This is a genomic window from Pseudoalteromonas luteoviolacea (assembly GCF_021654285.1).
Lineage (GTDB): Bacteria > Pseudomonadota > Gammaproteobacteria > Enterobacterales > Alteromonadaceae > Pseudoalteromonas > Pseudoalteromonas luteoviolacea_J.
Map to the genome: position 1 here is coordinate 48943 of NZ_JAKFZS010000012.1, position 14231 is coordinate 63173.

The following is a 14231-nucleotide window of genomic DNA, read 5'->3' on the forward strand; positions in this document are numbered from 1 at the left end:
TGTGAATTTTAAATCTCAATTTCAGATATCAGGCAGGGAAGTTGGTCATGACTCACCTTGCTACATCATTGCTGAAATGTCGGCTAATCACGGCCAATCACTAAGTAAAGCAAAGGAATTAGTACACGCTGCAAAAGAGGCGGGTGCAGACGCTATAAAGTTGCAGACTTATACTGCAGACACCCTAACTATGGACTGCAAGCTTCCGCATTTTGAAGCAACGGGGCCCTGGAAAGGACAGTATCTCCATGACTTATATAAAGGCGCTTATATGCCTTGGGATTTCCATGCGGAGCTGTTCGAGCTTTCAGCTAAGATAGGTTTGACGTGCTTTTCATCGCCATTTGATAAATCGGCTGTGGATTTATTGCAGCAGTTTGATGCACCAGCTTATAAAATAGCATCTCCAGAGCTAATAGATCATCAACTTATCAAAGATGTAGCCGCTACAAAAAAACCTATGATCATGTCAACGGGCGGTGCAACGCTGAACGAGATTGCACAAGCAGTCAAAGTTGCTGAGGATGCAGGTGTACAAGCGCTTGCACTGATGAAGTGCACAAGCACTTACCCAGCACCGGCTGAATCAATAAACTTGCGAACTATTCCACATATGCGTGACGCATTTGGATGTCCAGTAGGATTATCTGACCATACCTTGGGCAATGATGTACCTTTGGCGTCTGTGGCAGTCGGTGCCTGCATGATTGAAAAGCATTTTGTTTTGGATAAAACAGATAATACCGCAGATAGCTTTTTTTCAATGACGCCGGATGAGTTAAAAGCGCTGGTACATGGTGTGCGTCAAATTGAAAAGGCGATGGGCACGGTTCACTATCCTAGTGAAGCGTCAAAAGCCCGTCGCTGTGTTTATATTATTAAAGATATTAAGGCAAATGAAGTCCTGACCGCAGCGCATTTAAGGCAAATGCGTCCCGGAGGTGGTGAGATCATGCCCCAAGAGTTACCTAGGCTTATTGGCCGCCGTGTTAATAAGGCGCTTGTTTGTGGCACACAGCTAAGCTGGGAGGACTTACAATAATGATTTCTAAAGAGACGTTACTTGAATATATTCAGCAATTTTTGGAAGAGCGTGGGGTATTGCTCGATGTATCTTCACTAGAGAGTTATAACTTCATTGCTGAGGGGGAGTTGGATTCATTTGAAATTTTAACACTGACGATGGGAATTGAGGCGCACTTTTCTGTCTCTGTCGCCCCTGAATTACTGTTGGATGAAAAAAATGCCATAGTGGGCAACCTTGTGAATGCTCTGACGGAAAGCATATGATTGCATTTCGTGTAGATACACAATGTGGAATGGGCCATTTTATGCGAATGAAATGGCTTGCAGTAGAGTTAGAAAAGCGCAGCGAACCCACCATTTTTTTTATTGATCAAAGTGATGCATTAGTGCACTTTAAAAACGAATTAAATGCTGAGCTTGTCATCGTCCCTCAAACTGGCAGCTGCCAAGATGACGCAAATTTCTGTTTAACCTATCTAAAGTCACAAAAGCACGAGATTAAATGGTTTGTTGTTGATGGTTATACGTTTGGTGAGAGCTGGGAAGCAGAAACAAAAGTACATGGCATAAAGCTGCTGGCTGTGGATGACTTGGCTCGACAACATATTTCTGATGCGGTACTTGATATGAAATGGGCCGGTAGCGTGACTTCAGAGCGATATGATGGCTTAGTGTCCGCTGAGACAGATAAGCTACTAGGGCCAGAGTTTGCCATCTTATCTCCAGAGTATCATTTAGCTGCGTCTACTTCGCTATCTCGTACAAATCGTATTACTTTCTCTCTTGGCGGCGGTGGTAGTTGGCATGCTTTGACACCCGTTATAGAGCAGCTATGCATACAAGCCCCGGGAATTAGCGAGTTTGTTGCTATTATAGGCCCTAAAGCGACAGATATTGAAGCGCTTGAGGCCCTTTGTGAACAGTACGCGCAGTTAACACTGGTTTATGCACCAAGTAGCTTATCTGAGTACTACAGAAAAACAGGGTTGTTTGTAGGGGCATTAGGTACATCATTGTATGAACTGGCCGCGACCAAAACACCTGCACTGACTTTTTCACTCGCAGTTAACCAGAACAACAACATTGAAGACTTAGAGCAACTGGGGCATTTTTATCATATTGAGGATTTGCTTAATTTTTCCGCTGATAAAATAGCCAGACTGATCCAATCGTTATTCGAGTATAGAGCAGCCATTGAGAAACAGCGCTTAAGCCCTTTGGTATCGGTCGATGGTCACGGAGCAAGGCGCATTGCTGATTACTTGACAAGTGGTCAGTTGTTGAGTGGTTTACCCATGCATCAGGCGCCGCCTACACTTAAGGGCCTAGTGTCTCAATTAACAGACTCTTTGGGCGTTCGAGAAGTTCAATTGTCAGATGTTAATCGCTATTTATCAGCGCGCAATCGTACAGAAAATATGTGGCGGATGACAATCACCGACTCTATCAAGTCCATTGATCATTACACTTGGTGGTTTAACAATCAACGACACTCATTTGTATTGGAAGACAATGGATTGCCTTTAATTTATGTGTGGCATCAAGTATATCGTCACAAAGATACAGAGTACCTGTATGGAGGGTGGTTTGCGGCGAGTGATAAGGTAAACTTTGTTCATGCTCAAATGGTTTTAAAATGGCAATTAGCCTATTGTGAAGCGTTACATCCCAACGCGACTTGGGTCGCTGTGATTAATAAAGAGAATAAATTCGTTAATTTACTCAACCAAAAAGAAGGATTTATCCAGGCAGATAAGGCTTCAGATGAGTTTTTAGTTACACAAATTATATTCCCCCAAGCATCAGAGGAAGAGTTTAATTATGTCGCAAAGTTTCCAGCAAGCCGAGGCTAAGATGGGTGGGATTTACGCTATTTTTAAAGACCATGTGAAATCGTCACCTGATAAAACAGCGGTCATTTTCAAGCATACCAGCTTAAGTTACCAAGAGCTGGACCAAAAAGTATGTCGGTTAGCTTTATATTTTACTAAGATAGGCCTCAAAGCAGGACATAGGATCGCGCTATTTGCACCAAACGGAATAGAGTATCCCGTGGTATTAATGACGGCTGCGAAAATGGGATTGGCTGTTGTGCCATTGCCAATGAGTTTGAAAGGTACTGCCCTTGAAGTTGCTTTGAAAAAAACGCCTGTTGCAGCCGTTTTGGCTTGGCCAACCATTAGTAAGGTATTGCTTGAGAAAGACTTAATTGAGCAAGACAAGTTAATTAGCTTTGAAAAGTCAGTTGCAGACGAAGTGACATGGCAGCAAGTTTTTGACGAACAAGATAATGAGATTTTGGACCTTGCTGAAACCACTGTCGATGCGCATGCGCCTTTTATTTTGACCATGACTTCGGGTTCTACAGGTGCACCCAAACCGATTGTATTGAGTCAGCATTGTAAAGTGCAGCGTGCGATTGAAGCGACTAAAAATTATTATGGTTTGGTTGAAAGTGACAAGGTTTTAGTGGCCACACCTTTGTACCATTCACTCGCCCAGCGAGGCGTTTTAATGCCGTTGATGTTAGGCGCAACCACAGTGATCATGGCCAAGTTTGTCCTGCAAAGCTGGCTGGATGCCATAGAAACTCACAAAATAAGCTTTTTATTTGCAGTCTCTGCTCAGTTAGAGAGCTTCCTAGCCTATGAAGGCCCAAATTTTGATCTGAGTTCTTTGCGTTGTCTTGTTTCTTCTTCAGCGGTTTTAAATGCGGAGTCAAAAAAGGCGCTATTAAGTAGGTTGAACTGTGCATTTCACGAATGCTATGGAGCATCTGAGGTCGGCGTTGTAACCGATTTTTGTGTGTCGGCTGAGCCTGATAAAAACGGCAGTGTTGGACGGGCACTTCCTTTTGTGGATTTGAAAATCTGTAACGATGAGCGTCAACAAGTGGCTGTTGGTGAAGTGGGCGAGATTGCGTGCAAAACGCTTACTGGGTTTAGTGGTTATCACAAGATGCCTGATGCAACAGCAGCGGCTTATGACTCTGAGGGTTTTTTCTACACGGGTGATTTGGGTTATCTTGATGCACACGGGTATTTATATTATGTGGGTAGAAAAAAAGAAGTTATCTCTAGTGGTGGTATTAATATTTTTCCACAAGACATTGAAGCTGTGATCAAACGCCACCCTGACATCATCGAATGTGTTGCATTTGGGATCGCAGAACCTCTGTTAGGGGAAGTGATCCGAGTGGCTTATGAGCAGCGAGGAGATGCACTTTTAGATAAGGTGCTGAGACTAATGTGTTTGCAGGAATTAACTGATTATCAGCAACCAAGACAGTTTGTACGTTTGGATGAGATGCCAAGAAATCAAATGGGCAAAGTGCTGCGAAATGACGTTAAGCTACAAAACCAATAAATGAGTGAAGGCATCGCCTTCACTCATAGGTATTATTTGATATTTTCCCAAGTACCAGATTGATTGGAGCGTGTTGCAGCTTCAAACAATGCTAAGCCATCACGGGCTTGTTCAAAACCAAATACGTATTCATTGGCATTGTCTTGTGAAGCTAGATAGCTCTCTAAAGCGAGATGTATATCAGTGTAAAGATTCGCGAATGCCTCTACGAAGCCTGTCGGGTGGCCTGGTTTCATTCGATTGTATCTAAATTGATTCGCATACTGACATTGGCCAGCCCTATCAAGTATTTCTCTGCGCCCATCGTTGAAGTTGAGCTCTAACTCATCTGGGTTGAGCTGATACCAAAGTGCGCTTCCCTCGGTGCCATACACACGTACTTTTAAGCCATTTCTATGACCGATCGCCGTTTTAGACATCCACATACTACCTGTGATGTTGTTTGGGTACTTTAACAGCATTTGAACATCATCCACTAAATCAGTGTATTCAGAGTGGGTAGCGAATAGAGCACTTGTTTTTTCTGGTTCTAGCTCAAGTAAATAGCTAGATAGATGATGCAAATGTACACCTAAATCAAGACAGATTGTCGGCACTGCGTAGTCTTGTAAACGCCAAGCCTGAGGTGGAGATGCCTTTCCCGCGATTTCAGGTGGTCTTTTGAATCCTTCTTGTGGCATTTCTAAATGTATTTTTTGGATCGTGCCGAGCTTTCCATGTTGTATTAGGCTTTTAAGCTCCCTAACCATGGCGTAGCCAGAATAGTTGAATGTGACCGCAAGAAAGTGCTTTTGTGCGTCATACTTTTGAGCTAACTGCTGAATTTCATCACTGCCACAGACAAGCGACTTTTCACAAATGGTGGGAATGTTGAGCTTAAACAGTGTTTCAAGGGCTTCTAAGTGATGCGGTGTGGGTGTTAATACAACCACAGCATCAATTTTATGACGTTCAGCTTTGAGCATATCTTGCCAATTATCATAAACGCGATTAGGGTCTATACCCCATTGTTGTGCCGTAAGTTCATTTTGCTCTTTATTTCGGCTAAATGCACCTGTGACGACTTGGAATCTGTTATCTAGTTGAGCAGCAGAAAAGTGCACATATCCTACAGCTGAGTTGGCGCCGCCCCCAATAAATGCAAGTTTTAAACAGCGTTTTGACATGATTTTCCCTATTTTTCCACGTTTCTCAATTCAGTTAGTGTTTCAACAAGTGTAGTGACAATATAATCCTGCTCTTGTTGTGCCAGCTCAGGAAAGAGAGGCAATGTAACCGCGCTGTGATAATACGCTTCTGCATTTGGGCAATGCCCTTGTTCAAACCCTTGTTGTCTGTAGTATGGCTGCAAGTAAATCGGGATATAGTGAACATGACAGAAGATATTTTTAGCTCTCAACTTCGTCACAATTTGTTTATGTAATTGTGGGGATGAGTTGGTGACTCGCACGACATACAAATGATAAGCACTGTAAACGTCATCGCTTTGTGTGAGCGGGTTGATCTCATCATATTTGGTGAACAGTGCATCGTAGTGTGATGCGAGTTCATTTCGTTTGTTGACAAACTGATTTAACTGGTCAAGTTGTGACATACCAAGTGCGGCATGTATATCTGTCATTCGGTAATTAAATCCCAGAGCTTGTTGCTCGTAATACCAAGGGCCGTCTGGGTCTTGCTCTAATAGTTCAGGCGCTGCTGTGATACCGTGACTTCTATAAAGTTTCAATTTTTCATTTAATTCTTTGCAGTTGGTCAGTGCCATACCGCCTTCAGCTGAGGTGACAATTTTGACTGGGTGAAAACTAAAAATACAAATGTCTGAGTATTGGCAATTACCTATTGGGTCGCTTTTGTATTGCCCGCCAATAGCATGAGATGCATCTTCAATGATCTTAAAGTTATATTCGATACTGAGTTTGTGCAATGCGTCCATGTCACAGGGTTGGCCTGCAAAATGCACTGGAATGACGACTTTAGGGAGGGCGTTATTTTCTCTTGCGGTGATTAATTTTGACTCAAGTGCATGAATGCACATATTGCCCGTGTTTGAGTCAATATCGACAAAGTCAATTTTGGCACCGCAATATAACGCGCAGTTTGCTGAGGCTACAAAAGAATTGGGCGACGTCCATACAATATCATTATGCCCAACATTTAGAGCAAGGCAGGCGATATGTAGTGCCGAAGTGGCGCTATTAACCGCAGTGGCGTAACCTGCATGGCAGTATCGGCTAACAGATGATTCGAATTCAGGCACTTTGGGTCCTTGCGTTAACCAAGGTGAATTTAAGACTTCAACTACTGCCTCTATATCAGACTGAGATATGACTTGTTTACCGTAGGGGATCATAACAGTGCCTGTTTATTAAACTCAGCTATTTCTTCAACGGATAGATACTCAGCGTTGGTCAGTGAATTGTATTCAAACCCAGGTGGAACCATTTTTCCTTTCTCGTTAAGCGCGTTAACGTCAAAATCGTTTGTACGGCTACTAAACTTGATACCAGGCGCGATGACAAAATGGTCATCAAATTCAAACGTGTCAAAAGATAAGTCTTCAGGACACATTACTTCGTGAAGCTTTTCACCTGGCCTAATCCCTATAACTTTTTGTTTTAGACCCGGGGCCATAGCAGTCGCTAAGTCAGTAATTTTGATTGATGGTATTTTAGGAACAAAGATTTCCCCGCCCAACATGCGCTCAAAGTTTTTAAGAACAAAATCAACGCCCTGTTGTAAACTTATCCAAAATCGCGTCATGTCTGGGTGAGTAATAGGGATGTGGTCTTGTTGTTCATCGATAAACTTTTGAAATACCGGTACAACAGAGCCCCTTGAGCAAACAACATTTCCGTACCTTACGACAGAAAACATGGTTTTGTGACCGCCAGCGATATTATTTGCTGCAACGAATAGTTTGTCAGAGGCAAGTTTAGTCGCGCCATATAAATTGATTGGATTGGCTGCTTTGTCAGTTGACAGAGCAATGACTTTACTGACATTACAGTCTAGCGCTGCTTCAATAACGTTTTCTGCGCCATTGATGTTTGTTTTAATACACTCCATGGGATTATATTCAGCAGCAGGTACTTGCTTAAGTGCGGCAGCATGGATCACGTAATCGACCCCCTGCATCGCTCTGCGTAGTCTATCCCTATCACGCACGTCGCCAATAAAATAACGCATGCATGGCGCGTTAAAGGTCTGTTGCATCTCAAACTGCTTTAGCTCGTCCCGTGAAAAAACGATAATCTTTTTAGGGCGATACCTTTCAAGCAGAGTTTTAACATATTTCTTGCCGAAGGAGCCAGTTCCGCCAGTAATCAAGATTGTTTTGTTATTAAACATATTTTACCCATCTAAAGGTGCAATCATTTCTTTACACTATAGAAAAAAGTACTAGGTAAAGATTGTGCCCCTGCATCCTAAAAAAAGTGATTACTCAACACTTTATATCACTTCTTCGAATTTTGCAGTATTTAACACAAGCAGGATTGTGATTTTTAAACGATAGATGACTTTTTGCACTAATAGGCGTAAGATTATAGTGTCAGTATTGCGGAGGAAGGTGGCATGTTACAAATCAATTCACCGAGTAACTCTTTCTTTAACAGAACAGAGCAAACGAATAATAAATTAAATCAACAGCTAGCGACGGGTAAAAAAGTAAACTCGGCGGCAGATGATGCTGCAGCACTGCAAATAATTAATCGTTTAACTTCGCAGCAAGAAGGATATGGGCAATCTATTCGTAATGCTTATGATGGTATCTCTTATTCTCAAACTGCTGACTCAGCATTATCTGGTGTTAATGATGCCGTAAGCCGAATTAGAGAGCTATCTATTCAGGCTGGCAGTGGGGCTTTAACAGATAGTGACAGACAAGCTTTGCAAGACGAGGTGTCACAGCTACAAACCCAGATCACAGAGACATTTGAAAATACCACTTTTGGTGGTGATCCTCTCTTTGATGGTGAGCAGGCAAGCTTCCAAGTTGGGCCAGATGCAAATACCACACAAAGCTTTACACCAACTGACGGTACTGTTGCTGCGGGTATTTTAAGTGTAGATATTTCTACTCAAGCAGGGGCTCAAGCAGCAATAACTGCTGCTGATCAAGTTGCAAAAGATGTCAATTCACAACGCTCTCAACTAGGTGCATTTGAAAATACTTTGGATAGTACAATACGCGGTTTAGGTAATCAGAGCGATCGTATTGCAGAGAGCCAAAGTAGAATAGCTGATACTGACTTTGCACAAGCATCAGCTGATAGAGCTGCAAACGATATTCTATCTCAAACATCGATTGCATTGAGAGGACAAGCGAATCAATCTGCATCCTCGGTACTTAACTTACTTTAGTAATAATTAATACTATTGTATTGATTCAAAACATACTCAGTGGCATTTATTTGGCGTTTACGTCAATATTTTGCCACTTAGGTATTGCATCCCTTAGATACTCCCTTACAATCATACTCATAGACTTATAAAAATTTTTGGATCCAGTCCAAATGATACTGATCATCGATAAAAACAATAATCGCGCTTCTGGACTTGCAGCCGCGTTGTCATTTTGCGGACAACCAGCAATTGTAGTTGCTGAGTCGGAATTTAGTCCAGAGCTGGTAAAAAAGTATCAAGAATGTAAGGTGGTCCTTGGCGCACTCGATGGATTGGATCATGAACGCCATATAAAGAGCCTTCCTGCTCATCCTTTTATTTTAGTTGGCGAAACACTTAAACCCTTATTATCTCTGGCTAACGTGATCGGGTTAATTACTGAGCCATTTAGTCATGATGTGACTATGCAGCTGCTACACGACTGCCAACAGTACTTGAGTCTGTTACCGGGACAAGTCGAACACGGGCGTGATGCTAAGTCATTTGATGGACTTGTTGGTGATACTGAAGCGGTAAAAGAAGTGAGATTTTTAATCTCTCAAGTTGCACAAACTGATGCTAATGTTTTGATCCTTGGTGAATCTGGCACTGGTAAAGAGGTCGTAGCTCGTAACGTACATTTACTTTCAAACCGTTCAGATGGTCCTTTTGTACCAGTCAATTGTGGTGCTATTCCTGGAGAGTTACTTGAAAGTGAACTATTTGGTCATGAGAAAGGGGCGTTTACAGGTGCCATTTCGGCTCGTAAAGGGCGCTTTGAATTGGCTCAAAATGGTACGTTATTCTTAGATGAAATTGGCGATATGCCACTGCAAATGCAAGTTAAGTTACTGCGCGTTTTGCAAGAGCGAAGTTATGAAAGAGTTGGCGGTACTAAGCCGATTCAAGCCAATGTTCGCGTCATAGCTGCGACACACCGAAACCTCGAGGAAATGATAGAAAAGGGGAAGTTTAGAGAAGATTTGTTTTATCGTCTAAACGTATTTCCCATTGAGAACCCATCACTTAGCCAGCGTGTTGATGATATTCCTCTGCTATTAAAGGAACTTCTTCGTAGAGTGACTGAGCAAGGCAATAAAGGGGTTAAGTTCACCGATAGAGCTATTGAAAGCTTAAAGTCTCATGCTTGGCCAGGTAATATTCGCGAGTTGGCTAATTTGGTGGAGCGTATGGCGATTATGTTTCCTGACAAATTGGTTGATGTCACTGATTTACCAATTAAGTATCGTTATATTGAAGTGGAAGCTTTTGAGCCAGAATACCCTGAAGAACTCATGGAAAGAGATGCCTTCAATGACTTATTTAGTGAAGGCTTTAGTGATTTTGAAGAGGAAGAGGATATTGTGGCGCCAGATCAGCCTATGCTTGGTTTACTGCCTGATGAAGGGATCGAATTAAAAGATTACTTGGCTGATTTGGAGATTAGCCTGATCACTCAAGCATTAGAGCGGTATGATTACGTCGTAGCTCGTGCTGCTGAAATACTAGGCGTCAGGCGCACGACACTTGTCGAAAAGATGAAAAAGTATAATCTGAATCGAGATTAAGATTATTACTAAATAGGTTCTTTGTTTAGCTGCTCTGCTAAGTCTAAAGTTTCAGTTAGACCGATTAATGGCTGCTTCCTGTGGCAGTCGTTATCATGGTCATTGACCATACCACAAGCTTGCATATGTGCGTATACTGTTATCGGCCCTAAAAATTTAAACCCTCTCTTTTTTAAATCTTTGGCAAATATTTGGCTTATTTCACTTGTCGTGGGGTAGTCATCTTTGCTCTTAATATCATTGATGATTGGGGTAAAGTCCACAAATGCCCATTGGTATTTAGCAAAGCTGCCAAAAGCTGACTGAACTTCAATAAAACGCTGTGCATTGTTTATGGTGGCCAATATTTTGGCTTTATTACGTACAATTCCTTTATTGTCCATAAGCATATCTACATCTTGTTCTGACATGTTTGCGACTTTCTGGACATCAAACTCTTTAAAGGCAGCTCTGTAGTTTTCACGTTTTTTTAAGATGGTATACCAGCTCAGTCCGGCTTGTGCTGACTCCAAGGTAATAAATTCAAATAATTTGTGATCATTCCAAATAGGCACTCCCCATTCTTGATCATGATAAGCAACATAATCCGGTTTGCTCACATCAAGCCATAAACATCTTTTGCACATTTCAGTTCTCTGGTGAAGGTGGAGTATAAATATTTATCTTACATTAAGTAGTTTTAATCAAGAAATAGTGAGATTAATTTGAATGTGAATTAAGCACTTTGAAAGTATCTAGAAAAGAGCACTTTTGGTGCGCTAGCAATGAGAGTGTCAAAGTTTTGTCTTGCACATTTTCTACTTAACCAATTGTTATTTATATAAAATAAATTTGGCACGGCATTTGCTTTTATCATGTTAGGAAGATACATGAGAGTAGTGTCATGGCGTTAGCGAAAGTGATAAATCCACAATTTGTGCCAGAAAATCAATATAACCCTTGCCTGTTGCAAGAAGCATATATTGGTGAGCTGAGCGACTTGCGACAACAAGCAAGCTGGTTGGGCCATTTGGTTGATACCATGCCTGCTGGCGTTGTTGTATTGGATGGTCAAGGTATGATTGCCAAAGCAAATCAAATTGCCAAAGATATGTTGGGTGAGCCGTTAGAGGGTGAGAAATGGTTTAACATCATTCAACGCTCTTTTAGTCCTCAGCAAGATGATGGGCATGAAGTATCATTGCGTGATGGCCGCTTAATTAAGCTAGAAATATCAGCACTGACACCTGAGCCGGGTCAATTGATCTTAATGACAGATCTGACAGAAACTCGCCGTCTTCAAGCTCGAGTGGCCCATATGCAGCGTTTGAGTGCGCTTGGTAAAATGGTGGCATCGCTGGCGCATCAAGTTCGTACACCACTTTCTGCTGCCATGTTATACGGCGCAAATTTGGGCAGTGAAAACTTACCGACCAAATCACGTGAAAAATTCCATAATAAGCTCATGTCTAGACTAAAAGACCTTGAAAATCAGGTCAATGATATGTTGTTGTTTGCTAAAAGTGGTGAGCAACAAGTTATCGAAAAAGTATCTATGCAGCAGTTACTTAATGAGGTTAAGGCAGGCTCTGATGCAATGTTGTCATTACATCATGCCAAGTTAGACGTCATTTTACCCGACCCAGATATTGAAATTATTGGTAATAAAACCGCATTGGCAAGCGCTATCCAAAATCTGATCCATAACAGTGTTCAAGTCATTGGCTCGGGCGCCGAAATTACGCTAAGTGCAGTGAAAGATCAAGACGACCATGTTCGTATCGCTGTGTGTGACAATGGACCAGGTGTTGACATGAGTTTGGCAGATAAACTCTTTGAACCATTTTTTACTACGAAATCACAAGGTACTGGGCTGGGGTTAGCTGTTGTTAGTTCAGTTGCCAATTCGCATAAGGGGCGCGTTGAAGTTAACAACGAGCCAAACGGAGGAGCATGCTTCAGTATGCTATTACCCATATCTCAACATACTCAACTTCAGGAGGTTGTATGAGCAATAAAATTCTAGTCGTTGAAGATGACGCAGGTTTACGAGAAGCATTATTGGACACATTAGAGCTTGCTGGCATTGATTGTGTTGAGGCAGATAGCGCAGAGCAAGCTATGGTATTACTCAAACAGCAAAGTTTCTCGCTGGTGGTGAGTGATGTTCAAATGGGACAAATGAGTGGTATTGACTTGCTTAAAAGCATTAAGCTGAATTATCCAAATCTACCTGTCTTGATGATGACGGCGTACGCAACAATTGATGACGCTGTAGAAGCTATGCGACTTGGCGCTATTGATTACATGGCTAAGCCATTTGCACCGGAAGTATTGCTGAATATGGTAAGCCGTTACATGCCCGAAAAGGAAAAAGATACGGATGGCCCTATTGTCGCTGATCCAAAAAGTCTTCAACTATTAAGCCTTGCCAAAAAAGTGGCGCTGTCAGATGCCAGTGTGATGGTATTGGGCCCGAGTGGTTCGGGTAAAGAAGTATTGGCTCGTTATATTCATGATAGTTCTGAGCGTAAGAGTGAGCCTTTTGTCGCCATTAACTGTGCGGCGATCCCTGAAAATATGCTTGAGGCGACTCTATTTGGGTATGAAAAAGGCGCATTCACAGGTGCAATACAGGCCTGTCCCGGTAAGTTCGAGCAAGCACAAAAAGGGACCATCTTACTCGATGAAATTACTGAGATGGACTTAGGCTTGCAGGCAAAGCTTTTACGTGTTTTGCAAGAGCGTGAAGTAGAAAGGTTAGGTGGTAGAAAAACCATCGAATTGGATGTCAGAGTTTTGGCGACCAGCAACCGAGATTTGAAAGATGCAGTGGCTGAAGGCAAATTCCGAGAAGATTTGTATTATAGATTAAATGTTTTTCCGCTGACTTGGTTACCTCTGAAAGATAGAGCTGCAGACATTGTCCCTTTAGCTGTGCACCTGATTGAAAGGCATTGTCAAAAATCGAACCAATTGACACCTAAGTTAACCGTGGCTGCGCAGCAAAAATTATTACAGCATGCTTGGCCTGGTAATGTGAGAGAGTTGGATAATGTTGTTCAACGTGCATTGATCCTACAGCAGGGGGAGCAAGTCACTGATGCTGATATTTTCATTGAAAATTTAGCACCAGTGGAACTATCAGCTGAACAGGCTTTGGCTTCTCGACCTGTTGAGCTTGATGCTTCACCTTATAATGCTTACTCAAACATGGAGCCTGAAGCACCTAGCTCTAGTGATAATATGAGCTACAAAGAAGAGCTTCAGGATAAAGAGCATCAAATTATATTGGACACGCTTACTCGTTGTAATGGTAAACGAAAAGATGTTGCTGAAATTCTTGGGATCAGTCCAAGAACGCTCAGATATAAATTGGCCAAAATGAGGGATTTAGGCCTGCCAGTCCCTGCTTAATAACTTATAAAGCAACCAGTTAAATCTGGTTGCTTTTTCATCTGTCAAAAAATCGACCTCACAATTTAAGATTCAACTCATTGAATTTAAAGAATTAAAAGTTGGCATGTTTCATGCTTTATACCTTGTAAGAGAATTTACAGGGTGAGCAACATGAAAATTCAAAATACCAGTTTATATCAAGAGATGCAGTCAATGGCTTCTCAAGCAGGCCGTATTGAGCCTCAAGTTAAGCAACCTATGGATGCGACTGCGGCGACATCAAGCGCGCAGTTTGGTGATATTTTGAAAGGCGCGTTAAATAATGTCGCTGATTTGCAAAGAGATGCAAAAGCAAAAGTCACCGCAGTTGAAATGGGCGACCGTAGCGTTTCCTTAGCAGAAGCAATGATTGCAAAAAACAAATCATCAGTGGCCTTTGAAGCAACCGTTCAAGTTCGTAACAAACTTGTCGAAGCTTACAAAGACATTATGAGCATGCCTGTGTAA

13 protein-coding genes are annotated in these 14231 nt (G+C 42.0%); 9 read left to right on the forward strand and 4 right to left on the reverse strand.

Going from position 1 to position 14231, the window contains the following annotated elements; genetic code table 11:
* The first annotated feature begins 1 nt into the window (after window position 1).
* The 4 genes from pseI to L1077_RS13115 are packed head-to-tail and all read left to right on the forward strand — an operon-like array spanning window position 2 to window position 4392.
* Window positions 2–1042, forward strand: coding sequence for a pseudaminic acid synthase (gene pseI / locus L1077_RS13100; protein WP_237137242.1), 1041 nt, complete (start codon window positions 2–4; stop codon window positions 1040–1042).
* Entirely contained in the window at window positions 1042–1290 is a 249-nt protein-coding gene (locus L1077_RS13105) for a hypothetical protein (RefSeq protein ID WP_237137243.1), read from the forward strand. Before pseI ends, L1077_RS13105 begins: the two co-directional genes overlap by 1 nt.
* The gene (locus L1077_RS13110; protein WP_237137244.1) at window positions 1287–2879 is read left to right on the forward strand and encodes a PseG/SpsG family protein; all 1593 of its coding nucleotides are present in this window, start codon (window positions 1287–1289) and stop codon (window positions 2877–2879) included. The genes L1077_RS13105 and L1077_RS13110 overlap by 4 nt, the downstream gene beginning before the upstream one ends.
* Window positions 2848–4392 (forward strand): class I adenylate-forming enzyme family protein, encoded by a 1545-nt coding sequence (locus L1077_RS13115; protein ID WP_237137245.1) that lies wholly within the window; start codon window positions 2848–2850, stop codon window positions 4390–4392. Before L1077_RS13110 ends, L1077_RS13115 begins: the two co-directional genes overlap by 32 nt.
* Window positions 4393–4424: 32 nt before the next feature.
* Here L1077_RS13115 and L1077_RS13120 read toward each other — a convergent pair whose 3' ends face one another.
* The 3 genes from L1077_RS13120 to pseB are packed head-to-tail and all read right to left on the reverse strand — an operon-like array spanning window position 4425 to window position 7743.
* Window positions 4425–5558 (reverse strand): Gfo/Idh/MocA family protein, encoded by a 1134-nt coding sequence (locus L1077_RS13120; protein WP_237137246.1) that lies wholly within the window; start codon window positions 5556–5558, stop codon window positions 4425–4427.
* A gap of 8 nt (window positions 5559–5566) precedes the next feature.
* A complete protein-coding gene (gene pseC, locus L1077_RS13125) occupies window positions 5567–6745 on the reverse strand; it encodes a UDP-4-amino-4,6-dideoxy-N-acetyl-beta-L-altrosamine transaminase (protein WP_237137247.1) in 1179 nt (392 codons plus the stop codon).
* Window positions 6742–7743, reverse strand: a complete 1002-nt coding sequence (gene pseB, locus L1077_RS13130) for a UDP-N-acetylglucosamine 4,6-dehydratase (inverting) (RefSeq protein ID WP_237137248.1) — start codon at window positions 7741–7743, stop codon at window positions 6742–6744. The genes pseC and pseB overlap by 4 nt, the downstream gene beginning before the upstream one ends.
* A gap of 225 nt (window positions 7744–7968) precedes the next feature.
* On the opposite strand from pseB, the gene L1077_RS13135 reads away from it, so the two are divergent.
* Together L1077_RS13135 and L1077_RS13140 are read left to right on the forward strand one after the other, a co-directional pair.
* On the forward strand, window positions 7969–8757 hold the full coding sequence (locus tag L1077_RS13135; protein WP_237137249.1) for a flagellin N-terminal helical domain-containing protein: 789 nt from the start codon (window positions 7969–7971) through the stop codon (window positions 8755–8757).
* 152 nt (window positions 8758–8909) lie between these two features.
* Window positions 8910–10346, forward strand: coding sequence for a sigma-54 dependent transcriptional regulator (locus L1077_RS13140; RefSeq protein WP_237137250.1), 1437 nt, complete (start codon window positions 8910–8912; stop codon window positions 10344–10346).
* An 8-nt stretch (window positions 10347–10354) separates the two neighbouring features.
* Here L1077_RS13140 and L1077_RS13145 read toward each other — a convergent pair whose 3' ends face one another.
* A complete protein-coding gene (locus L1077_RS13145) occupies window positions 10355–10972 on the reverse strand; it encodes a DNA-3-methyladenine glycosylase I (RefSeq protein WP_237137251.1) in 618 nt (205 codons plus the stop codon).
* A gap of 257 nt (window positions 10973–11229) precedes the next feature.
* On the opposite strand from L1077_RS13145, the gene L1077_RS13150 reads away from it, so the two are divergent.
* The 3 genes from L1077_RS13150 to fliE all read left to right on the forward strand — a co-directional run bounded on the left by L1077_RS13150 (window position 11230) and on the right by fliE (window position 14231).
* Window positions 11230–12336, forward strand: a complete 1107-nt coding sequence (locus tag L1077_RS13150) for a sensor histidine kinase (RefSeq protein ID WP_237137252.1) — start codon at window positions 11230–11232, stop codon at window positions 12334–12336.
* Entirely contained in the window at window positions 12333–13742 is a 1410-nt protein-coding gene (locus L1077_RS13155) for a sigma-54-dependent transcriptional regulator (protein ID WP_237137253.1), read from the forward strand. Before L1077_RS13150 ends, L1077_RS13155 begins: the two co-directional genes overlap by 4 nt.
* Window positions 13743–13895: 153 nt before the next feature.
* Window positions 13896–14231, forward strand: coding sequence for a flagellar hook-basal body complex protein FliE (gene fliE, locus L1077_RS13160; protein WP_063363410.1), 336 nt, complete (start codon window positions 13896–13898; stop codon window positions 14229–14231).

Bases quoted from the DNA above. Each gene is read 5' to 3' on its own strand.
- L1077_RS13105 (WP_237137243.1), top strand. From the start codon at position 1,042: ATGATTTCTAAAGAGACGTTACTTGAATATATTCAGCAATTTTTGGAA.
- L1077_RS13110 (WP_237137244.1), top strand. From the start codon at position 1,287: ATGATTGCATTTCGTGTAGATACACAATGTGGAATGGGCCATTTTATG.
- L1077_RS13115 (WP_237137245.1), top strand. From the start codon at position 2,848: ATGTCGCAAAGTTTCCAGCAAGCCGAGGCTAAGATGGGTGGGATTTAC.
- L1077_RS13120 (WP_237137246.1), bottom strand. From the start codon at position 5,558: ATGTCAAAACGCTGTTTAAAACTTGCATTTATTGGGGGCGGCGCCAAC.
- pseC (WP_237137247.1), bottom strand. From the start codon at position 6,745: ATGATCCCCTACGGTAAACAAGTCATATCTCAGTCTGATATAGAGGCA.
- pseB (WP_237137248.1), bottom strand. From the start codon at position 7,743: ATGTTTAATAACAAAACAATCTTGATTACTGGCGGAACTGGCTCCTTC.
- L1077_RS13135 (WP_237137249.1), top strand. From the start codon at position 7,969: ATGTTACAAATCAATTCACCGAGTAACTCTTTCTTTAACAGAACAGAG.
- L1077_RS13140 (WP_237137250.1), top strand. From the start codon at position 8,910: ATGATACTGATCATCGATAAAAACAATAATCGCGCTTCTGGACTTGCA.
- L1077_RS13145 (WP_237137251.1), bottom strand. From the start codon at position 10,972: ATGTGCAAAAGATGTTTATGGCTTGATGTGAGCAAACCGGATTATGTT.
- L1077_RS13150 (WP_237137252.1), top strand. From the start codon at position 11,230: ATGGCGTTAGCGAAAGTGATAAATCCACAATTTGTGCCAGAAAATCAA.
- L1077_RS13155 (WP_237137253.1), top strand. From the start codon at position 12,333: ATGAGCAATAAAATTCTAGTCGTTGAAGATGACGCAGGTTTACGAGAA.
- fliE (WP_063363410.1), top strand. From the start codon at position 13,896: ATGAAAATTCAAAATACCAGTTTATATCAAGAGATGCAGTCAATGGCT.